The organism is Acaryochloris sp. CCMEE 5410, assembly GCF_000238775.2.
Classification (GTDB): Bacteria; Cyanobacteriota; Cyanobacteriia; order Thermosynechococcales; family Thermosynechococcaceae; genus Acaryochloris.
This window is the reverse complement of record NZ_AFEJ02000004.1, coordinates 54,896-76,417: the sequence shown is the minus strand read 5'-3', so window position 1 is coordinate 76,417 and position 21,522 is coordinate 54,896. Positions and strand designations below refer to the sequence as shown.

19 protein-coding genes and 2 pseudogenes are annotated in these 21,522 nt (G+C 44.7%); 6 read left to right on the top strand and 15 right to left on the bottom strand.

Features of this window, described 5'->3' with window-relative positions; genetic code table 11:
* Positions 1-81 precede the first annotated feature (81 nt).
* The 8 genes from ON05_RS32585 to ON05_RS32550 form a co-directional block, all read right to left on the bottom strand.
* Positions 82-702, bottom strand: coding sequence for an AAA family ATPase (locus ON05_RS32585; protein WP_010476120.1), 621 nt, complete (start codon positions 700-702; stop codon positions 82-84).
* A 678-nt stretch (positions 703-1,380) separates the two neighbouring features.
* Positions 1,381-3,393 (bottom strand): IS1096 element passenger TnpR family protein, encoded by a 2,013-nt coding sequence (locus ON05_RS32580; protein ID WP_010476119.1) that lies wholly within the window; start codon positions 3,391-3,393, stop codon positions 1,381-1,383.
* Between the two features lie 523 nt (positions 3,394-3,916).
* Complete coding sequence (locus ON05_RS32575; RefSeq protein ID WP_010476118.1) at positions 3,917-4,300, bottom strand: hypothetical protein; 384 nt, start codon at positions 4,298-4,300, stop codon at positions 3,917-3,919.
* Between the two features lie 640 nt (positions 4,301-4,940).
* The gene (locus tag ON05_RS32570; RefSeq protein WP_010476116.1) at positions 4,941-5,807 is read right to left on the bottom strand and encodes a transposase; all 867 of its coding nucleotides are present in this window, start codon (positions 5,805-5,807) and stop codon (positions 4,941-4,943) included.
* A gap of 347 nt (positions 5,808-6,154) precedes the next feature.
* A complete protein-coding gene (locus tag ON05_RS32565) occupies positions 6,155-6,625 on the bottom strand; it encodes a hypothetical protein (protein ID WP_010476115.1) in 471 nt (156 codons plus the stop codon).
* A gap of 12 nt (positions 6,626-6,637) precedes the next feature.
* Entirely contained in the window at positions 6,638-7,216 is a 579-nt protein-coding gene (locus ON05_RS32560; protein ID WP_010476113.1) for a hypothetical protein, read from the bottom strand.
* A 53-nt stretch (positions 7,217-7,269) separates the two neighbouring features.
* On the bottom strand, positions 7,270-8,781 hold the full coding sequence (locus ON05_RS32555; protein WP_010476111.1) for a hypothetical protein: 1,512 nt from the start codon (positions 8,779-8,781) through the stop codon (positions 7,270-7,272).
* A gap of 935 nt (positions 8,782-9,716) precedes the next feature.
* Entirely contained in the window at positions 9,717-11,228 is a 1,512-nt protein-coding gene (locus tag ON05_RS32550; protein ID WP_010476108.1) for a hypothetical protein, read from the bottom strand.
* A 363-nt stretch (positions 11,229-11,591) separates the two neighbouring features.
* Here ON05_RS32550 and ON05_RS32545 point away from each other — a divergent pair, with 363 nt between their 5' ends.
* Complete coding sequence (locus ON05_RS32545) at positions 11,592-11,936, top strand: DUF2949 domain-containing protein (RefSeq protein WP_010476106.1); 345 nt, start codon at positions 11,592-11,594, stop codon at positions 11,934-11,936.
* Positions 11,937-12,091: 155 nt separating this feature from the next.
* Here ON05_RS32545 and ON05_RS32540 read toward each other — a convergent pair.
* Positions 12,092-12,520 (bottom strand): annotated as a pseudogene (locus ON05_RS32540) (IS1595 family transposase); the annotation flags it as partial.
* Complete coding sequence (locus ON05_RS32535; protein WP_396150764.1) at positions 12,517-13,089, bottom strand: transposase; 573 nt, start codon at positions 13,087-13,089, stop codon at positions 12,517-12,519. The pseudogene ON05_RS32540 and the gene ON05_RS32535, both read right to left, overlap by 4 nt.
* Positions 13,090-13,339: 250 nt before the next feature.
* Between ON05_RS32535 and ON05_RS32530 the strand changes: the two are divergent.
* From ON05_RS32530 to ON05_RS32515, 4 genes and pseudogenes are all read left to right on the top strand, one after another.
* Positions 13,340-13,666, top strand: a pseudogene (locus tag ON05_RS32530) (SDR family oxidoreductase); the annotation flags it as partial.
* A gap of 15 nt (positions 13,667-13,681) precedes the next feature.
* On the top strand, positions 13,682-14,848 hold the full coding sequence (locus ON05_RS32525; RefSeq protein WP_010476100.1) for a helix-turn-helix transcriptional regulator: 1,167 nt from the start codon (positions 13,682-13,684) through the stop codon (positions 14,846-14,848).
* Complete coding sequence (locus ON05_RS32520) at positions 14,848-15,744, top strand: mechanosensitive ion channel family protein (protein ID WP_010476099.1); 897 nt, start codon at positions 14,848-14,850, stop codon at positions 15,742-15,744. Before ON05_RS32525 ends, ON05_RS32520 begins: the two co-directional genes overlap by 1 nt.
* A 197-nt stretch (positions 15,745-15,941) precedes the next feature.
* Entirely contained in the window at positions 15,942-17,186 is a 1,245-nt protein-coding gene (locus tag ON05_RS32515) for a sodium:proton antiporter (protein WP_010476098.1), read from the top strand.
* Positions 17,187-17,251: 65 nt separating this feature from the next.
* Here ON05_RS32515 and ON05_RS32510 read toward each other — a convergent pair whose 3' ends face one another.
* On the bottom strand, positions 17,252-17,503 hold the full coding sequence (locus ON05_RS32510) for a hypothetical protein (RefSeq protein ID WP_010476097.1): 252 nt from the start codon (positions 17,501-17,503) through the stop codon (positions 17,252-17,254).
* A gap of 251 nt (positions 17,504-17,754) precedes the next feature.
* Between ON05_RS32510 and ON05_RS32505 the strand changes: the two genes are divergently transcribed.
* Positions 17,755-18,057 (top strand): hypothetical protein, encoded by a 303-nt coding sequence (locus tag ON05_RS32505; RefSeq protein ID WP_010476096.1) that lies wholly within the window; start codon positions 17,755-17,757, stop codon positions 18,055-18,057.
* Positions 18,058-18,459: 402 nt separating this feature from the next.
* Here ON05_RS32505 and ON05_RS32500 read toward each other — a convergent pair whose 3' ends face one another.
* The 4 genes from ON05_RS32500 to ON05_RS32485 form a co-directional block, all read right to left on the bottom strand.
* The gene (locus ON05_RS32500; protein ID WP_316964655.1) at positions 18,460-18,792 is read right to left on the bottom strand and encodes a hypothetical protein; all 333 of its coding nucleotides are present in this window, start codon (positions 18,790-18,792) and stop codon (positions 18,460-18,462) included.
* A gap of 221 nt (positions 18,793-19,013) precedes the next feature.
* A complete protein-coding gene (locus ON05_RS32495; RefSeq protein ID WP_029315346.1) occupies positions 19,014-19,448 on the bottom strand; it encodes a bacterioferritin in 435 nt (144 codons plus the stop codon).
* A gap of 90 nt (positions 19,449-19,538) precedes the next feature.
* A complete protein-coding gene (locus ON05_RS32490) occupies positions 19,539-20,630 on the bottom strand; it encodes a DJ-1/PfpI/YhbO family deglycase/protease (protein ID WP_010476093.1) in 1,092 nt (363 codons plus the stop codon).
* A gap of 452 nt (positions 20,631-21,082) precedes the next feature.
* Complete coding sequence (locus ON05_RS32485) at positions 21,083-21,424, bottom strand: YegP family protein (RefSeq protein WP_010476092.1); 342 nt, start codon at positions 21,422-21,424, stop codon at positions 21,083-21,085.
* Positions 21,425-21,522 lie beyond the last annotated feature (98 nt).

Here is a 21,522-nt window from a genome sequence, read left to right as displayed (position 1 = left end):
TGCTCCGATGTTTTTAGCCACGATATGGATGGTTTAACTATGTATACAGTAAATATAGTCCACATGTATACATGTAGATATTTATTTTGATGACATCCATTGGTAAAGCAATCTTATTTCGTTAGCGGCTTTTGACTTTGGCTCATATTCACAAATACCCAGTCCACTGGTAAAAGCATGATTAAAGGGGGTGCGATCGCCAATTACCACATCGGCGATAGGTAAGCCATAAACTCCCAGAGCTGTTTGGGCGTCATATGCTAAACCCTTGGTCTTGCAAGCATTAATCACTATCCCAGCAGGAATATTGGCTATTTTGATCAGATCAACAGTGCTCTTAATAGCTTTGATATCAGCTAGTGCAGCTCGGCATGGAATTAATCCAAAATCAGAATTCTTTGCAGCCTCTAAAGTTGCACCCTCTGAATTAGGACTCGTATCAATTACAACGAACGTAGCCCCTCCTTTCTTAGCTGCTTTGAGTACATTCGGTAACCTCTTTGGCTGAGAGCTAATCACTGATATTTCAGGCAACTCCTCAGTGTCCTCCCTCTCGTCATGCCATACACATGATGAGGCTTGACCATCTATATCTATAATTGCAACCGTCTCCCCTTGGCTCGCTGCGTAAGATGCCAAATTTACTGATAACAGCGTCTTACCTGCCCCACCTTTTTGTGAGAGTAAAGATATTGTCTTCATGTTAGCTCCTCTAAATGTATACATTTATACTTAAATAATTTTATAGGTGTATACACATTTGTTTTGATTGGTGTATATTGAACTACTTTTAGATATGACGACATGTATACATTTCTAATCTTAGAAGTATCGATAAAGATACATGTAGATTATGCTTCGAAGTAAATTCAACTTTGGTAATGTTCTTTTTCTCATTTACCAATTGTGACTGAAGGCCATACAGATGACGATAGTCAATATACAGGCAGATATGTATACATGTCTACCTGTGGCAGTGCAGATGTGAATATCAGTGTACTATCGTCGTTTTCTCTACATGTATACATATCTACAACAAAAAAATCAGTTGTCCATTTTGCTGATTCTACATGATGCGTCAATGCTCATACAGTCGGGGTCATAGTCCCTGTTGCCTCATTTCAAATGCACCATAAAATAATCGATATATAAAAGTCTACTTATCTAGTTGTCGATAAATATAAATGTATACATGTAGACTTATTTTCTAAAATCCTACGGTATCTTTGGTTCAATCTGACTACAGAAGTTGAGCCTCTGTTATTGTGCCTCTCCCCCTCTAGAAGTATACTTGTCTCTTTATCTAAAATTATAAATGTATACATGTAGCGCTATCTTCTTCGAAAATCCCAGGTCAAATTCCCCACCATCAACTGTTTTTTAATTGTCGTACCCCACTATCTCATCCTCAAGCTCCCTCAGAACTTGATTCACCTCCTCCTGATCAAACGCTTTTGGGTCAAAATCACTCCCAACCCATTCCATTCTTTCCTCATACTGTGAATGTCGGGGGTTCTTCAGTACCCTCAGCAGATGAGCATACCCCCAGTCTCCACCACAGTCTTCCGGTGGGCAGGCCCGCTTCCCAGCCAAACAAACGGGATAGTCTTTTCCAGGTTTACTCGCTAACCTTTTCTCCACCTTGATTTCGTGTTGCCACATATCCCCGAAGTCATATAGGTATCCGAATGAGAATAAATCGTCCTCAATCAGCTCTGCTAACGTCATGGCCTCATCTTCGCTATCCGAGAACTGGTGCAGATGGTAGCCTTCCCAGCCCATCACGGCTTGAATCACGAAATGAAGTTGGGCCAGCGTCATTATTTCAGGAACTTGAAAGCGACGCCAGACTTGGGGCCGGACGCCCATCAGCGTGATTTTCAGTTGATAAACACTAGACACCGCAGATGGCATCCCCGCCGCAGTAATCTTAGGCCAGTCCGAAGGTTCTTTGATGACAGCCTCCAGCTCTATACCTTCCGGCTTGTCGGCGGCCACTCCATTCTCTGGAGCTAATCCATTCAACTCTTTTTCTGGCCTTAGCTTCACTTTCACCGAGCATTCATCCAACTCACCCAGAACCTGCATCTCCCACTTCATCTGAGCGAGGATTGCTGACAAGTCTTCATCTTCCTCAACCAAAACCGTCAGCTCGTACTCGTTCCCCCGTGGCTTCAGTTTGACCATCTGATAGGGACTCAACACCCGCTCCTCGATCTCCCGTCTAACTTTGCCCTTCTTCCGTCCTGAAACCTCAAGGGTAAGTCCTACTTGGACAACATTTGAGGGCAGATCCACTGCTTGGATCGGGGGCAGAATATCAGGCTCTAAAGCCTCTGACCGAATCGCATCATTATGAGGCACACCGCCAAACGCCACCAGTTCCTCCAATGACATCGGTTGTCGTTCCACTTCCCCTTTCCCTTCAAAGAAAACCCCTTTGGCCGTTTTATACCGCACTTTCTGGGAATAGACCTCAAACGCCTTCACAGATCGCTGCCGCATCAAGGTCATCGCCAGGTACGCATCCATGCCATTCTCAATCAACTGACTGGCATAGGTATGCCGTCCTTTGTGAGGATGGATGTCCGGCCAGCCAGCATCCTGGGCCAAAGCCTTGACCAGCTTATAGATGCCCTCATACCCCAACCGCTGCCCCTTATTTCGATGACTTGTGGAGACAAACATCGGATCTTCAGCCGTTATTTTCCCCTCATAGTCCGTCATCCGAACTCGGAGATTAGCCCGCAGCGCTGCATCCGTCTGTTCATCCACGGGCACTCGACCCACGGACCCATGCTTAGCCTGACGAATGGTGATTTCCACCCCGTTATAATCTCCTGCATTAAGCAGAGAGATTTCCTCTGCCCGCAACCCGGCATAGACCATCAAACACAGAATCGCCCGATCTCGTCTCTCCGTTTTTCGCCCTTCCAATGCTTCAAACAATGCTTCCACCTGGAATAGTTCCAGGTTTTTCCCCTCCGTCTCCGGGGTCACCGGAATACTGATGGCCGCACCGGGATTGTCCTCGATATATCCTGCTTTTTCGAGCCAGGTAAAGAAGCTTTTAAGGGCCGTCAACACTGCCCCCACTGAGCCTTGCTTCAACTGCCAACCCGACTCCAGATAAGTCTTGTAGCGTTTCAAATCATTCATGGTAATCTGGTGCCAGTCCTTGTTCACCCACAGACTGAACTGTAGTAAATGTCGTTCATAATTACGACGGGTGTTGGCCGCCAAATTCTTCAGGGTGAGGAACTGTTCGATGCGTTGCGATCGCAGATTCACCACCGCTGGCTTCACAGGGGCCGTGCTCTCTTCCGATTTCTCCTTGCCAAACTCAATAAGACGTACGGGAGGGATGTCGGAAATTTGAGAGAAACGCGACATAAATTGCACCACAGAGTATGAACTTGCAGATCACTATATTAGATCAGTGATTCTAATTCCAGATTTGTGACCAGAAATCGGAATTAAAGATGCTATTCAAGTATCAAAGCTTTTCTGTGTATTGTTTTAAGCGGATCCCAAAGGTCTAAAGCTTTTGATGATTTAGTGTAACATTTGCCTGCTTGTTCGAGAACATTCTGAGGACCAGACTTTAGTTGTTGCCAAAACTTGGAATTGGAGCTTGGTGTACATCGGAGATTTGATTCAGATAGGGAGTATGTAGATCCAACCAATTGAGAAGTTTGACTTAGGGTTCGTCAAGGGCGTTCCCATAACCAAAGAAACATACAGTGAAAGACTTTCACCAAATCAGTCAATGGCAACTGCTCTGGTTTCTTCATACCAATGCAGAGTAAGAAAGCCCGGAAAAATTTACAGGTGGACCTATTCCCTAGTTCAGAATTACTTTTTAAATAGCCTCTTAAAGCTAACAATTTTACCTGAAAAACTTCACCAGTGTATTTCATCTAAGTTTAACTAATTTATCTGGGGTGATCTGAGATAGATCTTCGTTAACAATTATGTTAACTTCGGATGTATCTAAATCAATCTCTGCTTTAAAGACAACTAAAACTTGCGATTTAGCCTCGCTAATCACATAAACTTTCTCATTCGTCCCTGGCAAGAATTCTGCCACTACTTCTCTCCCATGAACTTCTTCATACCACTCGCCTTCTTTTAAGTTTTTTTTGGGAAGTGCCACAATAGAAAAGCAACATTTATTCGGCTTGTTAGCTGTATCCCTTGCCAGATTGGTGTGAGTTGTGAACCAATCTGGTTGGGAGCTTTTGGGATGTAGCTTAAGGAATTGATCTATAAAGGTTTCTAAAGCTTGATCAGGTGTCATCTGTTGTCCTCTTTGTTAAAAATTTATTAAACAAAAATACATTACATGAAAATACTAATTTTATCTTCATGCTTTAATCTAAAAGAAAAGGATCAATAGCTTTTTCAGGTAGGCCTGTCATAATCAGAGGCTATAACGCATGCGGGATTAGCGCTTAAATTGATCTGGACCTGGACCTCCAACGTTGAGAGCTATTGGCGAAAAGGATTTTAAGCATTTTTGAATTCAAACCTTACTGAAATTCCTTTAGAGCATAAAAATTAAGTTTTTAGTGATTTTTAGCTCTTTATCCCAACAAAAATAGTTTGCTGAGGATACTTAAAGAATTACAAATTAAAGTACTGAATTAGCTTTTAATGCAAGAACTCAATTATTGTTTTAGAGGTTCTTTACCTTAGGTCAATTAGGTTGTCCGTAAAGTCTTATCCATTGTTGTCTTGCTCTATCTCAACTCATTTCGGGTTTTTATCTAGTTGATCTGATAAATCGGCTGTTTAACCTATCATGAACAACAAAGTAAAAAGAACAGGCAATTGCATCACCTTACTTTGAGAATTCACCCCATAATTCCGTTTTCAAAGCATGACAAACTGGATCTCCGTTACAGAGACCTCTAGAATTTATAGATTTCAAATCGATCCTAACCTTGGCAAAAATGCCGGAGATTGATTATCGTGTATGCCAAGCTTTTCAAGGCATAGTGCAGTTTGCTGATTCGCTCAAATCGCAGAAGCAAGCGCTTGAATTTATCCTCCCAGGCAAAGACTCGCTCAATGGTATTGAATCTCTCTTGAAAGATGGATGAATCGAACAGTCTTTTTGGACCTGGCTTTGGCGTCTGTCTCCCACGTAGATTTACATTGATATTCGGCACCATCCTTCGATTGAAAATGGCCTTGCGATTCTCACGACTGTCGTAAGCACCATCCAAACTGACGATAGTCTGAGCCAAGTCTATGCCGACTGTTCGGGCGGTACTCATCACCTTCGACAATGCAGTCTTAAACAGCGTTGACTCATTCCGGTTACCTGGGGCGGTTATAAATGGCGAGATGATATTACAGTTGCGATCACAGAAAGCAACCACTTTGTCACCCTTCATATGCTTGTGTCCACTGAATCCCAGATTGTCGCCCCCTTTTTTGGCTGCAGTGGTCGTCCCATCCCCGTGAATAACACTGGTATCCAACTTTCCTTTTTCATTAAGCATTGAGACTGACGCCTTGAAAATGTCTTCAAAACTCCCATGGGTTTCATAGCGTCGAAAGGCTCGATAAGTACTAGAGTGGTGAATTTCTGGTCGCCCATTTTTATCCTTTTCAATGGGTAGCTCACTCCACTGACATCCCAAGTGCAGCAACTTCAAAATGTAGTTGAAGATGGCATGCAAAGAGAGCTTTGGTTGAGGTCCACGAGTGCCGATGTGCAAATGGGGTAAGACAAATGTCTCAAACTGCTCAAGGGTTAAGAATGTTGGAATCCATTTATGGGACTTAGTTTGAGGCATCTGCACTCCTAACGAACGGTAAACTAAATGACTGGCGTCATTTTAGTCTGTAACGATGGAAGGCTATGCAGAGCATGGGTTGTAGCCCATTCTACCTTTGAAATAAAACCCGAAATCAGTTGTGTTGTAATTGTCGCCTGACAAGTGTTACCCATTTTTGGTCATTTCTGAACAAAGCCGGATTACAGCGATTTGAGCCTTCTGGATCAAGGTGATTTTAACCTCTGAAAGCTATACTGTCAGGGCATTGCAGCCTTAGAGTTGTTTTTTGTCCAAATAGACCCTCAACCCCGTTTTAGGCAAGTTTACCCGTTAAATAAAACCCGAAATGAGTTGAGACCAACACTTCAGATTGGGTAGTTACCAATAAATTTTGAAATACATTTTTTTGCTTTCTTTGCTTGATTTTCAGTTAGTGATTCGATAGAGATCTTTTTGTAATTTTTTAAGCTTATTTCTAAATTATAAGACAACTTGTTTGAAGGTCTTCTAACTAAGATATTTGAAATTTCGCTAATGCTGTACTCTTGTGGGTTGGCACCAAGTAGACTTCTATACTGAACTATAAATGTGTTTTTATCTTTATCTAAACTCCATGTAACGGCTTTATTAGAACGATCGCTTAACAAGAGAGCAATCGTTAGGATGAGCCCTAAGAAACCTGGAAAGTACCCAACTATACCAACTTCTGGGACTTTAGATGAATAATCAAACCCAAGATAGATACTTCCTGTAGAAATAAAAATCAAGGTTGCCCACTCTTTTACTGGCTTATTTTGAATCACTAATTCTTTAGAAGATGGGTATGATATTTTCATATTTAAAAAATGTTATTGAGGCGTAGGGGTGCAATTGTCATGATTCCCGCCTGGCAATGAAAATGATATACCAGTACTTGCTGAAAAAAGAAGACTACCCCTTAATCCAAAAGTTATACCAAATCTGGATTGACCAGATCCGTAACCCATGAGAAAACGTGACAAGAATGTAAAACCAGCACCATTAATAATAGTTGTTCCTCCAGCTTGAAGATAGCCTCCTCGTAAGGCAACTGCATTTGGGCCAATGATCCCCGGAGATGTAGCAGAATAACTCCCAACAGTGCCAGAAAATTTTAGGCCTATGTTCTTAGCTGCTATAGATTCTCCAACAATTAGCCAATTTCCTTCGTAAGTTTGGTGATAACCTTTACTTGGGTTATAAGCACAATTTGATTTAGCATGCACGAAGTTTCCAAAACCTGATACAAAAGGCGCAAGCCCACTTCTACTCCCAGCAATTTGAAAGCCGCTCCATTCAACAGGATCTTGATTATAGAAACTATCTAAGAATTGTCCCAACGAAAACTGCATAAAAGCAGCTGTTGAAGTGATACTAGCAATCAAGGCTGCTTGTCGAACATCTAACAATGTAAAGAGTCCAGTCCCTAGTGGTCATAAGTCGGTGTAAAGATCAGCCTATCTCAAGCAGCTTCTTCAAACGGTTCAAGCTTCCAGTCGGGAAGAGTTCTGGTCTTTCTCCATACTTCAAGCTCTCCATTTCGACTCAGAGCTTCCAAAGAAGCTAAGGCAGCCACCCCTTGAGCGGTCCACTTCATACCTTTGTGTTTGCATCGGGCAGCGACACTCCAATCATTAAACTTCTCGACTCGGTTACTGGCAATCCATAACCCGGCTCTGGAGCGCTTACTGTAGTTGGGTAAGTAAGGTCGTCGATTGTCCAAATAGTTGATCAAGGTATCCAATGCGTCCTCATTGCGCATTTGCCCCCGTAGAGCAGACAAACTATCGACAGCTTCTTGGATTTTTCCAGTCCACAACTGGGTTAGTAACTTCCCTTGAATCGACAAGCGATGGGCTTCATCGTGACACGCAGAACCGAGTTCTTGTTTGCACCGCTTGGCCAGGTGATACCAGCACAGAATCATAGCCTTATTGTCGATTGGTAATGCTTCAAACCAGTTACGGATCCACTTGGCCCCATCCCCCAGCACCATCAACTGGAGGTCACCGCGATGTACTCCCAAAAGCGCTAATAAACCCCCGACCTGAAACCATAATTTGGCTGAAGTTTCCGCACTAAAGTACCAGCTTTTGAGCGACGTCATGACCACTGCAGTATAGTGCCAGATTTCCTTGCGCCCTGTTGTAGCCTGGGCTTTAACTTTGACTTCATCTGGCTGCACCATCACCCATCCGGCATCCACTTGGCGAGGTTGGTCACGCTTGATCGCCTCTACAACTGTCGGTGACCCAGCAAAGCCTATCGGGAAATCTAACTCTTCCAACTCCTCATCTGGAGCATCTTCTGTAATCTCCTCCAGGTCAGGCACAATGGACAAATGAGGAACCTTCACTTGAAAAATTGAAGCGGCAGCGGGATTTTTCTCCCAGATCTTTGTTGCCCGTGCTTCCGTTGCTTGTTGAAGGGCAGCACCTTCTTGGTGGACGATTTTGAGGATGCTACTACGAGCAATTAAATCTGTCTCTCCTGCCCGCTCCTCAATGCTTTCAAGGGTTTGAGAAGTGGTTTGATTAAGCAGTCCATCACAGACTGCATCTCGTAATCCTTGGGTGAGAAAGACTTGTTGAGGTGTTTGCCATGCATCAGCAGAGGGGAGCAATGATTTGCCATTTACTGATTGTCGTAACCGGATGCGGGGTACTGCAACGGTGCCAAAAATGGTCTTGAAGGTATAGACTTTGGACCCATTCCGGTGCAGTCTACCTTCTTGTTTCCGGAATCGTTGCTCTAGCACCAGTTCGAGATCGGCACGTTGGATGGATTCTCTAAATAACTCTCGCTTAATTTGCTGGCCAGCAGTCTCAATGTGAGCTTCCAGATGCTGGGGGAGATCAGCATCCTGATTGGGCATTTCGTAACGGACCTCTATGGTTGCTGTCACCGTGAGTACGCCATTATGAATCTCAACTGCTTGAGTGTCGAACTGAGTCTCGACATTTTCACTTCCCATTACCTGTATCCTGCTGCCAGTGTAGGGTAACGCTAACACGAAGTCCCTGATTTATCGTTCGCTTGAGAGAGACCGATCTTTACACCGACTTATGACCACTAGGGATTCATTTCTGACAAAAAAAGCTGCAGAAAGTCATTTACCTTAAGGAGGTTTTTTTGATCTAACCCAATACGGATCTTCCCTTTGAAGAAAAGCAAGGAGTGAAGAAGGGAACTAATTCTGAAGGGATAGTCTCGGGATCACGTTTGATGTTGGCCTGGGCTTTAGTTAGGATTTGGATTGCCTGAGATTGTGAATATTGCTGTTGCATTTGCGTAACTGAACATTGGCAAATTTGCTTGGCTTTATCAGGCCCTTCCCCGTTAATCTCTTGCAATTTCTTCGAACATTCGTAAGTATAAACGCTTACCATCTTGGGACTGTAGCGATATTTCGCAGATGCCAGCAATATTCTCCAACCAACCGGAGGAGCTTGAGCAACAACCAGAGAGGGAAGTACTGTCCAACAGCAGCTAAATACACTAGCAATCCTAAGGGTGACAGATAGGGTTAGCCTGGAACGAACCATATATAACTTTCTCCTTCAAAGCAGGCATTGTTACAACAGTTTTAGGCATGCATGGTTTGTTTGGCATCAGACTATCGGTACAAATAAGATTATTCATAAATTCTCTGCTAGGCTCTTTTAAGATTTGCCAGCTTCAAACCAATCTGTGATTTTGGATCCTTCTGTTCTTTGGATTGGACTACGCAATCTCACTTCCAGTAGCAACCCCTTTCACTCTTCAACTTCGAACATTACAAGGATCTAGGTCATAGCGAAGTGTCAAAGGAGAACTCTTAGTCCCCCTTTGATGCCCAGCACGGTTTCTATTATTTGAGTTTAGAGTAGCCTTACTCCAACTGAAATCGCAAATTATTACGAGCACAGGTTACAGCTTTTGCTCAATACCCTCCATAGCCATCGCATAAGCGGAGCCGTTTGATTGATAAGCCATATTCTCTTCTAGGTCGTCATCATGGATGGCTTTCCGAGAATTGCCAACAATGACGGCATTCGTTAGTAGTTTCAATGACTCCGGTTTACCAAGGTTGTTAAGGGCACCTGCATACTTGCGGCTATGGGTGGGGCGAACCGATTCTTTGCAGTAGTTCGATAGTTCCCGGCTTTCTGTCATCACCCGAAAGGCAAACTCTTTATTTTGACCCTGGCCACACAGCACCATGTGTAGCAGGTTTACCATGGAGGCGTCGTGAGCTTGAATATCGTATTTGGTGGCAATTTGAGGCCAGTATCGCAGGGCTTTGACGCCTTCTAATCCACCTTTCGACATCCCTGCATCCTCACACCATTGTTCAAATTCCTCAATGCTAAAAGGACACCGCCTCAATTTTCGCATGACCATTGCAAGAATCTGACCTGCTTGAAAGTTACGAGTCGGTTTGCCCGTGGTCGGATTCATCATACTTCCTCGCACATCGGCCACAATAGCAGTGAGCTGAGAAAAGGTATGATCACGAACCTTTTCCATATCCCCTTCGCGACTGAGTGTGGCTTCAATTCTGGGAACGCCGTAACCAAGTTCCATTAAGGCAATCGGTTGTTGGTGATATAGCGTCTGACGATCATATCGGGACATAGAGACCGTTGCCGCTTGATCCAAACATTGATCCAGTAGCAAGGTCAAAAGGGTAGGCAAAATCCCAGGATTATCCCCATGAAAGACATAGCCAAACCCAGCAAAAATCGAGGCCATATTTTTGGCCGCTTTGATATACTGAGCCTCAACGTTGTGAATGCCGGGGGCCACTTGAATATTGAGAGAGACACCATCTAAAAGGTGCGCACCCAATAGCGCCGTTAAGGCATTAGGATGGCAGAAATTGGCAGTAAAGCTATCCACCGGATCCCTCAAGGCTCCGTGACGGTGAAAGCCAGAAAAGAAAGCAAGATTGGGCTTTTTTTCACTAAGGACATAGGAATGATTGCTGATCTTATCATGGTTAAAGGAGCCAGCCAGACAAGCTAAAACGACGTTCATTCTGCCTAGTTTTTGTCGAATTGTACAGGCTTCTTCCAAATCTGCCTCAATATAATTGCTGTTGGCGCTCAGGATGACTAAATCGCAATGGTCGATCAGATACTCAAGTGTATTCGTAGCGGTTTTATACCCTTCTTCATGACGAGCCATCCGATGCAGATTCACCACATGATCAGGGTCCATCCCTTGTAACTCATCGTCAGAAAATGCCCCAAGCAGGTCTCGTCCAGGGCGAGGAGCTAACAGTAAGGGAGTACTCCCTGCTTGCATGACGGCGTTATAAGCCAAAGAGCCTGGGTATAATCCAATGCTATATAAGCCAACGGTGGCTTTCTCCAATTCGCGGATACGCTGTTTGATATGGTTTCGATCCAAGGAATTATCAAAAAAACTGTTCCGCATTCACTAATTTGCTCAATACAACTGAGAGGCCACAGTGTGCAAATTAGATTAAAATCCTACTTCAAGCATCTACCAAGAGACATATTTTATAGATCGAGGATATCCTCCTTCATGAGGGGGCACTTTCATCCCCCTTCGGGGACAAACTCTTCCTTTTGGTAGATGATGAGAAGGCTCAGCAGGGCGTAAGTAAAGAGTCGGGGATGCATGGATCGAAAAAACGGGTCAAGGACAATAGAGCCTGTAACTGAATCAAAAATCTATCATGCCCCTTACATCCTTGCTAGAGAAACACCTCAAAATCTCTGAAATGGGAACAGCTTATTTTTATTTCTTAAGACAAATATCAGCAGGGTTGACAGGTTGACTAGAATTCGAGACTATCACACACAGTCACTCAAGGGTATTGGTCAGAGTATCGGCCACTATCTCAAGACCATAGAGGCATTTGATAGCTTTGTTTGCCAGTTTTTGCTTGATTTTATGAGTTCTCGTTTCCAACAACAATTTATTGATTATCTCCAAACTGATTTAGGGGTTTCAGACAACGCTATAGACCTAGCCCTGCGAAGCCAAAACCCTTCACGGGGGCAGCTTCATATAGTCTTGTGGCAACATGGTTTGCTTGACCTTGAGCAGTTAGGACAGGCGTTCGAGTGGCGAATGAGTAAGCGGGTGCAGAATAGTACTAAGGTTTTAACTTCTTAAGAAAAGAAGCTGGCAAACTCTCAGGTACATTTGCCAGCTTGATTGTTAGAATGAAGTGAAAATTTAACCTATATCTTCAGTCTATCAGCCTATCAATTTCTCTTTGAAGTCTTTGCACGCACTAAAGGCTAGCGCTCTTTATGGATTCCAGGGATCTACTTGAGAAGACATTCTAAAAGAGATGAAAGTAGTCTTTTACCACGCTTCCGAGTGTTGTGAACAAACTCAAAGAAGCCCAAGTATAGCGGCAACTTCTCTTGCGAAATGCCTCGGTGTGGCCTAAGCCAAGATCGAAGTAAGGACCAGAACCCTTCCATCGTATTGACATGCACCTCACAAAATCCATCTCCATCCTCATCACGAGCATATTCTCCTGCATTGTGACAGACGGTTTTATGGTCATATCCCCACTTCGTTAAACGTGAGTAGATGCCGTATTCATCAGTGTAGATCAGCGTTTCAGCAACGATAGAGTCTTGGATTATCGGAGCAATGGTGGCTTGCTTTACATTGGGAAGCATCTTCAGAATAACTTCTTCTTGACGCTAGATTATGCCGAAGATCGGAGGTTTCTCTTTCTTCAATCTAGTAGGGGTAGATTCCCCGCTGCTTGCAGCGAAGAAATGGGATTGCAATCAAAATCTACGGTTTGGGAGCAAATTGTATTCCATACCCCGTCTGCTTGCAGCGGGGTAGTTGATTGTGCCTCTGCCGGATTTCGTTTATAGCCGACGACCACGTCACTTTCTCTCTTTTTTTTGATCGCTTCTGGCTGTCCTTTATGGCCAGCAATAACATAGGCTTCATCACACTCAACTTCTCTTTGCAAGGTGACGACAGGCTTTTTAGCAACACTGCCATGACGTAATTGAGATGTCATATCCTGAACATCATCTTTATTGAGGTCAAGTTCTTTAGCGATTTGGTGATTGGGCAGGTTCAATCCCATGAAGTACAAGCATACAATCCAAGTTTGCAGGGGCTGGTGATGTCCAGCGAAAATCGTATCACTCAAGTCGTCGAAGCGCTTTTTACAAGCCTTACACTGATAGCGTTGACGCAATGGTTGAGTTTCATTAAAGCCGCGCTTAACGATATCTGTGGACTGGCAATCATAGCAATCGACACCTTGAGGCCATCGAAGTTGACGCAGGATTTCGAAGCACTTGGCATCATCAATTAACGACTCAAGATTGATCAGTGTAGTATTTGTGATGAACTACAGTACATGCTATGAAAGGGATTCACGGCATTATACCTCTGATAATTGTCTTCTACTGCCAGATCCCTGGGAATCCATAAAGAGCGTAACTAAATTGATCAATGACAACAGCTCTGGTTCCCTGAAATCAGTGCAGAGTAAGAAAACCCGGAAAAATTTACAGGTGGAAATGCTCTAATGAGCTTGTAATGCAGCAGTACTCAACTTTGCCAAAAATTTGTCAAAAGCTTATGCTCAGGATGGTATTTTGGTTAATTTGGTTTTCCCAGCATTTGTAGCAACGCCCATAACCGATGCCATGAAGGAGCAACGGGCCGAAAAACTAGGCGTCAGATTTGATGAAGCCATTACTTCATTTCTCAAAGAGAAACGTCCTCATTTAGAGCTAAAACGGCGTGGAAAACCTCAAGAAGTTGCTGCTGTTATTACCTTTCTCTGTTCTGAACTCTCTAGCTTTGTCGTAGGGGCAAATTATAGAGTAGATGGTGGGTCTGCCGCCTCAATTTAGATCTTAGGAAATTCTATGGTTCATCCCTTACAACGGTTTCAGACTTGGTTTCTAGAAAAACGTCAGGTTTTTTTTGACTGGTTTTCTAGCGATCAAAGCAAACATCAAGAACCTGAGAACTCGCTATCTGAGCTACCACCGCCGCTGCTAGAAAAATTGATTGCAACTCTACAGAAGCTGCCCAGTCATCCAGCTAGCCAAGACGCTATCCACTCTGCCCTAGATCAGGCCCTAGAGCAGTGGCGCTCTCACCCTCTTCCCGCCAATAACTCTATTGTTATTCTCAGTAGCCCAGTGACGGCGGTGTCTCGACTCTTAACAGACTGTTCGGAGCATTGGGCGACCCAGCAACAGATTCCCATCCGCCTGTTAGAGTGGATCGGGCGACCCGACGCATCTGCCACAATTCAAACCAAACTACAGCAACAGTTGGGCCGAGGTCTGAGCCCAACTGCCTCTGGACAGCTTGAGGTCGTTGTCATTCCCAACCTCAGCTGGTGTTTTCTCCGCAGCGTGGATGGTCTGACTGGTATTGATTATCTTCAGGATATGCTGCTGCCAGATGCTTCCCGATTTTGGGTACTCGGTTCCGGCCAGGTGGCATGGCAGTATCTCAAAGCCGTCTGCCACCTGGAGGCTTACTGCGGTGAGACACTGTTTCTACCGAAGCTCAAGGGAGAGCAGTTACAGAACTGGTTGAGGGGAATCGTGTCTCAGTTTGATCTGCAATTTGATCAGTTTGGCAACAACGCTTCCCAACAGAAAGAGGATGCTAATCCCGAAACCCACTATTTTGAGCAACTGGCCGCCGTCTCAAAGGGTGTCAGTACAGTGGCCATCCAGGTATTTCTGCGTTCGATCTCTTACGAGTCACGCTCAGAAAAATCAGAAGCAGTTGGAATCCTCAAGGGCCGAACACCCACTTTACCTAACTTGCCAGATACAGATGAAGACGACGACTATCTGCTTTATTCCCTACTTCTCCATGATGGGATTACGTTAGCTGGCTTGGCGGAAAGCTTGGGAGATGAGCCCTCGACCCTGAAATATCAAATTCAGGAATTGCGTCAGGCTGGCTTAATTGAGCAGCATGACCAGATGCTAAGGATTAACCCAATTCACTATCCCCATCTAAAGCGCAAGCTAGCCGTTAATAATTTTGCGATTGATTCACCAGAGTAATGCTGATGTTCTTGCAAACTACCTTATTGGCTCAATCCACCGGTAATACGGCCAACAAAACTGCGGATAAGGCCAAAGAAATTCTGACTCAGATTACAGCGGGAAAGATCACCAGAGCATTGCTGATCATAGTGGCAGCCTACCTGGCTATTCTGATTAGCGACAGGCTAGTCACTTGGATTTCAGAGCACGTCCCTCGGGAAAGGCGACTTCAGGTCAAACAATTTTTGCCCTTCATGCGCCTCATGATCTGGGTGGCGGCAATCACTGTACTGATCGATTTGTTTTTAAATATTAACCGAGAGAATTTGTTGGCGATTACGGGTACGGTTGCCGTAGCCTTGGGATTTGCCTTCAAGGATTTAGTAAGCTCCATTATTGCGGGTGTGTTCAGTCTATTTGAAGCCCCCTACCGCATTGGCGATCGTATACAAATAAATCAACACTACGGGGAGGTGATTGGCTATGGCCTGCGGGGGCTTCGCCTAAAAACCCCAGAGGATAGTGTCGTCACAATTCCCCACAGCCAAATTTGGACGAGTGCCGTCATCAATACGAATATGGGTGATTTAGAAGCCCAGGTGGTTACAGAGTTCTATTTTGCGCATGAGGTCGATACATTGCTGGTCAAGCGAATTCTTTACCGGGTGGCCTATACCAGCAAGTACACCCATCTGAAACTACCCGTTCTGGTGTTGATAGAAGAGAAATCCTGGGGAACCATATTTAAGCTCAAGTGCTATCCCCTAGATGCTCGTCATGAATTTGTCTATAAAACTGATCTGATCACCCGCGCCAAGGGAATTTTTGCTCGCCACCCGCTTCCCTATCCCCGACTCCTGGATATTGAACTAACTCAGTGGCAATCGGATGATAAAGCTGGCTTTTCGTCGTAAACCCCCACCGTCAGTCAAGTTTTGTGGGAAGAGCGAGTCACTCTCGGACAATCTTACCTCTCCAGAGAGATGTCTTTGAGCCAGGAACATAGTTTACTGAGTAATGAAGAGTATAATCCCATATCGCTACAGGGGATGTTTATCGACGGAACTCAAGATAGAACTTAATGATGCAGACCGCTGAGGAGTAAAGCTTTTTGGTCGATACCTATCTTTCTTTCCTCCTGATTATTGGTTTATTGATCTTGACGGTAACGCTGGGGTCAGGATGGATCTCGCGCTTACCGCTATCCTACGCTTTAATCTATCTGATGGTAGGGGTACTGCTAGGCCCCTATGGCATCGGCATTTTGCAAGTGAAACCCAGCACGGCCCTAGTCGAGCGGTACACCGAGTTTGTGGTAATTGTGTCGGTCTTTGGCTGCGGCATGAAAATGAATCGACCTCTGAATCCAGCCAATTGGCAAGTTACCGGTAGACTGATTGGTATTTTGATGCCTTTGTCTATTGGGGCGATCGCACTCTTCAGCCATGGATTACTTGATCTGGACTGGGGACCGGCCATCCTGCTCGGGGCCATATTAGCCCCAACTGATCCTGTTCTGGCTTCAGAGGTACAGATGGGGCACCTAGATGATCATGATGAGCTGCGGTTTGGCCTGACCTCAGAGGGTGGTTTAAATGATTCCCTAGCTTTCCCCTTTGTTTATTTTGGACTCTACTGGTTGCAAAAAGGATATCCAGACGACTGGCTCCAGCAGTGGGTGGTCATCGATCTGCTATGGGCAATTACTGCTGGTATTCTCATGGGTACTATAGTGGCCCAAGGGATTTATTGGATCGATCAGCAGCTGCAACGTCACCAGCCTGCCGATGATCTCATGGAAGATTTGGTGGTCCTAAGTACCATTTTACTGACCTATGCCCTCACCGAAATTGTTAATGGCTACGGCTTCCTGGCTGTCTTTGTGGCGGGGATGACGCTACGCAGTCACTATCGCCATGAACCGGATAAGCGTCTGGCGCAAATGACGCTGGTTGAGCAGTTCGAAAAACTGCTTGAAATTATTACTATTGTGCTCTTAGGCTCACTTCTGATAGCTGAGCCAATGCTGCAATACGCGGGTCAGGCAGGAATTCTAGCTGGATTCCTGTTGATCGTGATTCGTCCCCTTGGGGCTTGGATCAGTCTGTTAGGGAGTTGTTTACCTGTCCAGACACACTGGCTCTTTGGCTGGTTCGGCATTCGAGGGGTAGGCTCGCTATATTACTTGACCTATGCCTTGAACAAGGGCGTAGAAGAGTTTCTGGCTAAACGATTGACCTGGATAGTCTATATCGTCGTGGTTACATCCATTGTTTTACATGGTGTGAGTACGTCGCCATTGATGCGGTGGTATCATCACAAGATTGAAAGCTCTGCCCGACCAACTACTGAATGAAGTGAACTTTCGGGCCATTTATGCTAGCAAACCCTGCTTTTGAACGTCAAAGGAAAGATCTAGCCCTAAGTAGATGAGATCTGGCGGAGGACTAACAAGATCCTTTGCTCATCAGGCAGTAGCTGAAGTGGGACATCTAATTTCTGCTGTATCAGACTCAGGAGCTTGGCTTTGATACAACTCTCGATATTGACCGGATGTATGTAGTATTTACAACAGGTGATGGGCCGACTGTCCAACTGTTTGGCAATCCGCTTGATGGATTTTCTGACATACTGCTGGGTTTGTTCGCTGTAACGGAGAGATCGCTGGATCATCTGGTGCTGATGAACTGGCTCATGGTGAAAAATATAAGGTTTTGATCCAAAAGAGACCTCAGGATCGCTACATTGCTCGCCTGAAAATGGGAGAAATTAGGCGATGTGCAACTTTCCTGAAAGTACTGATACTACGTTGCTACTGATCACAACATTTAGCCAGAGAAAACGAGGAATCAACGGTTACAAACTTTTAGTCGCACATCGCCTGAAATTATTCTCTCTCGCCTTTTACCCTTGGGGAAGATTGGATGCTCTCAGGACCATCCGGCTTCTTAGGGAAGTTGGATAAGCCTAAATTGGCGGTTGCGATCAGCAACTTCAAGAAATATCACAGGAATTATTTGTACGTGATGCTCCAGACCTCCTGGAAGAAGCTTGGCAATCTGTGGAAAGCATTGTTCGAGCAACGCGATCAGCTCATGGCGTTTTCAAGGGTATTGGATCAAAAACTCGCGTTGATTGCTGAACGCCTGGAAGTCTCTCTAGCCAAGGTTAGAGAAGTCTGTCTACTGCATCGCAAACAGCCCACCTCCATTGCCTACTGGGAATAATGGCAACAAAGATATCTAGAACCAGTTCGCTAGTTGAAAATCTCAATTCTCGACTGCGCAATTACTTTTTTTTCGGCATACTCTTGGGAACTCCTATTTGGGACTGTTGCAATACTTCCTGAACCACAGCTGCTTCATGCGCAGTGAGGTTCTAGAACGACAGGGTATAAGCCCTAAGGAGTAGCTGACGGGAGAACCTCATCCTCACTGGCTGGAGCTATTGGGATTCAAGCGATTCCAAAGAGCATAGTCTGAACTGATTGGAATAAGCAGACCTCAAGCCATCGAAAATTAATGGTTTATTTCGCAGTGGAAGTGTAACCCAAAATCCATTATTTTTGAACCATGCCCCCAGACCTTATGAGCGCTAACAAGCCAATCATTAATAGGTGCAAGTTCCTCTCATAAATTACTGGGCTGAATCGCTTGCAGGCTGATCTCATGTATCCAAACCTGACTAAATTCTTCCATATTTTCACCCGGTACCATAAAGTAGTCTAACCCTTCTGGATGGTCAGAAAATTGCTTTCGCCATAGACTCCAATCATATCGAGAGGGTTGACCTAGACCTTCACAATAGTCTGCCCAACTCCGCTGTTGCAACTCTGAATTTCTCAGTGAAATTCCATTCGATTGGACTTGAATCAGCTGAGCATCAACCAGTTCTTGAATGGTTGGAGGATGCCCTTTCGGTGGCTCCCTATCGTTAAGAACGGGCGTTTCATAAAAGAGCAAAATTATCTCGTTCGAGTGTTTCTTAGCTAGTCTAAGGAGTTCTAATTGTTGCAGTGTCAAGGAGGGAATAGAGATCATAGGCAAGTTCAGTTATTCAGTCAATTTACTGACTAGCGTAATGGGTATAGCTATGACTCGTAATCTACCTTTGAGATGAATTCCTGCCTATTTTCTTCCACTTCACCAGTGATTCGCTATCGAGAAAGATTCAACTACTTACCTCAACTGAAGTCACGCAACATTTTCTTGATGACGAGGTTGTGTCTTTCTTCTTGCCCAATTTGGGTGCGAGCAAATTCTTCTAAATAGACCCTGGCACCAGAAACGACCTCTAGAAGCTGTTTATATAGCACCAAGGCTTTTTGTTCATGATTGAGGCTTTCTTGTAGCAGGTCACGAACCGCATGTTGATTTGTTTCTTCGATAGGTGCAATCCGTTGGCTTGGATGTCCTTCTAAACCCGTTAGAATCTCCCCTGATTCTTGGGCATGAAGTAAAGATTCACTGGCTTGTGCTTGGAAAAATTCAACAATGGGTAAACGGTTTGGGCCAGTAACCATCAGACTGTAATGTGTATATCGAACTACCCCAGCTAGCTCAAACTCCATAATCTGATTTAGCAATTCAATTGTCTTTTGAGTATCTAGTTCTTTTATAGCCAGCAATTGTAACTCCTTAGGCATGAATGGTTAACTCGCAATCAAAATGTAAAACACAGCTTTCATGAGATGCGACAACTGACCGATTTAGCCCATTGCCATTGTGGTTGGAAGGGGAGGCTTTACTGCTTTACCGCCCCAGCGAGCACGGTAAAGCTCCCCTAAGCCTTCAACATGATGCTGTAGATTATCGCTGATTTGATTTATTAGCTCAGCCGTTTGTGGATCGGTCAGTTGAGTACTCAGGTGCAGCGCATCCACTGCACCTGTTTGTAAATCTCCCAAAGCTCTACGCATTAAAGATTCGTCATCACTGGATTGGAGCCAGCTTTGCAATGCAACTAAGGGTTCGCTGCCTATGGCTTGCCAGGTGACTGTTTCACCGAAGTCCCTTAAACGATATTCCAAGAGTTCCACATGGCGGTGCTTCGTGGCAATCACCTCTTGTACTAAAATTCGGAAGTCAGCATTAGTGGCTTGTTCTTTGTATTTTTGGAAGGCTGCAAGCGTGTAACGTTCACCGACAATTGCGGTATTCAATGCATTCAAAATATCTTGCTTGCTAGAGCCTTGCCACAGTTCCCCTAATTCCCACCAGGGATAGGTCTGATCCGTTATCAATGGCAGCGGTTTTCCTGGAATGGTTAATCCTAGCTCTTGCAGAAGCATCGTAGTGAACACAGGAAGATCGCTAGGACGACGAGCTGTCATGAGATTGCCATCCATGACGACAGGTTGATCAAGATACTGCCCACCCGCATTCACAATGTCTTTGCGAATGGCCCGAAAACCAGTGACTCGTCTATCCCGGATTAAATCTGCTTCAATTAAAACTTGCGGGCCATGGCAGACCACAGCCACAAGTCTTCCTAGATTTATTGCGTCCGTCACTAAGCGAATAGCTTGAGGATTAGTGCGAATCCTATCAGGAGCGCTCCCACCAGGGATTACAAGAGCATCAAAATCTTGTGCTCTGACTTCAGTAGTGGTGGCATCAGGTTTATGAGAAACATTGCCACCCTGCCCTTGGTATTCATCATTCATCCGGGTGCCTATAACCTTCACCTGGGCTGTTGCCTGCAGTAAAGCCGTGTAAGGAACTTGAAATTCTGAATCCTCAAACTGATTTTCGAGTAAAATAGCTACATGAATCGGAGCAGCACTTTGCATTTGAACCATAATGCCTGCCTCCCTTGAGTGAGTTTTTGTTGAAACCCTCTTTATCGTAGAATTTCATGCCGATCTGAGGAATCCACCGAAAGGAAGATCTTGGTATGAACACCCACTTTTCAGAACTACGACTGACTTAAGAAGATTTAGTGATTCTGAATTCAATAACTTAGGAGAAAGATTATGGAAGATAGAAATGCGTATCAAGGGGAAATGGAAGCGAAACTCTAAGAGTGGGGAGCAAAGCTAGATGAAATGAATGAAAGTCAAGGCAGACCACGCTGGCGCAGATACCAAAGCTCAACTAGACAAGCAAACCTACTAGATATTCTGCTCAGTTCGGTTTATATGAAACAATCTGAGCTGCCTCAGGAGACCCTGCGGACACCCACATCCAGTATGGCTGCGCTGCACTCAAAAAGTGTCTGAATCTTTCTGTGGTCAGCAACCCTTCACTTAGGCTAAGACGATAACGTTAAGTCTTCAACCCCGGCTTCTGGGGCATTGTGCTTAACAGAGTCAATCCCATTCTCCATTGCCTGCTTGGAGGAATACATCTCACTCGTGCCGATAATCTCACCATTAGCTGCCTTCAGTACAAAATAGGGTTCATCGCTCTTAGACATTCTTCGGTCGTATTGACTATCAATTGGAGCATTAACTTTCACGGATTCAATACCATTCTGGGCACTCGCTTTAGCGGTGTATAACTGACTTGAGAGAATAACCTGCCCATTTGTTGCGACCAGATTGAAGTGGAATTGCCTATCAGTAGCTGTTTTTATCTCAAATTTGCCAGTCATCAGCCCCTCCTTCATCCCAACTTAATCCTGATGGGGTTATAAATTACCTTACCGTGTTCCTGGCAGGTCATATTTCTGCTGCTCACCATCCCCACATC

Coding starts and splice junctions, on each gene's coding strand:
- ON05_RS32520 (WP_010476099.1), top strand. CDS start 14,848: ATGCTGATGTTCTTGCAAACTACCTTATTGGCTCAATCCACCGGTAAT.
- ON05_RS32510 (WP_010476097.1), bottom strand. CDS start 17,503: ATGATCCAGCGATCTCTCCGTTACAGCGAACAAACCCAGCAGTATGTC.
- ON05_RS32585 (WP_010476120.1), bottom strand. CDS start 702: ATGAAGACAATATCTTTACTCTCACAAAAAGGTGGGGCAGGTAAGACG.
- ON05_RS32490 (WP_010476093.1), bottom strand. CDS start 20,630: ATGGTTCAAATGCAAAGTGCTGCTCCGATTCATGTAGCTATTTTACTC.
- ON05_RS32525 (WP_010476100.1), top strand. CDS start 13,682: ATGGTTCATCCCTTACAACGGTTTCAGACTTGGTTTCTAGAAAAACGT.
- ON05_RS32485 (WP_010476092.1), bottom strand. CDS start 21,424: ATGACTGGCAAATTTGAGATAAAAACAGCTACTGATAGGCAATTCCAC.
- ON05_RS32565 (WP_010476115.1), bottom strand. CDS start 6,625: ATGAAAATATCATACCCATCTTCTAAAGAATTAGTGATTCAAAATAAG.
- ON05_RS32570 (WP_010476116.1), bottom strand. CDS start 5,807: ATGCCTCAAACTAAGTCCCATAAATGGATTCCAACATTCTTAACCCTT.
- ON05_RS32505 (WP_010476096.1), top strand. CDS start 17,755: ATGCTCTCAGGACCATCCGGCTTCTTAGGGAAGTTGGATAAGCCTAAA.
- ON05_RS32555 (WP_010476111.1), bottom strand. CDS start 8,781: ATGGGAAGTGAAAATGTCGAGACTCAGTTCGACACTCAAGCAGTTGAG.
- ON05_RS32575 (WP_010476118.1), bottom strand. CDS start 4,300: ATGACACCTGATCAAGCTTTAGAAACCTTTATAGATCAATTCCTTAAG.
- ON05_RS32550 (WP_010476108.1), bottom strand. CDS start 11,228: ATGCGGAACAGTTTTTTTGATAATTCCTTGGATCGAAACCATATCAAA.
- ON05_RS32580 (WP_010476119.1), bottom strand. CDS start 3,393: ATGTCGCGTTTCTCTCAAATTTCCGACATCCCTCCCGTACGTCTTATT.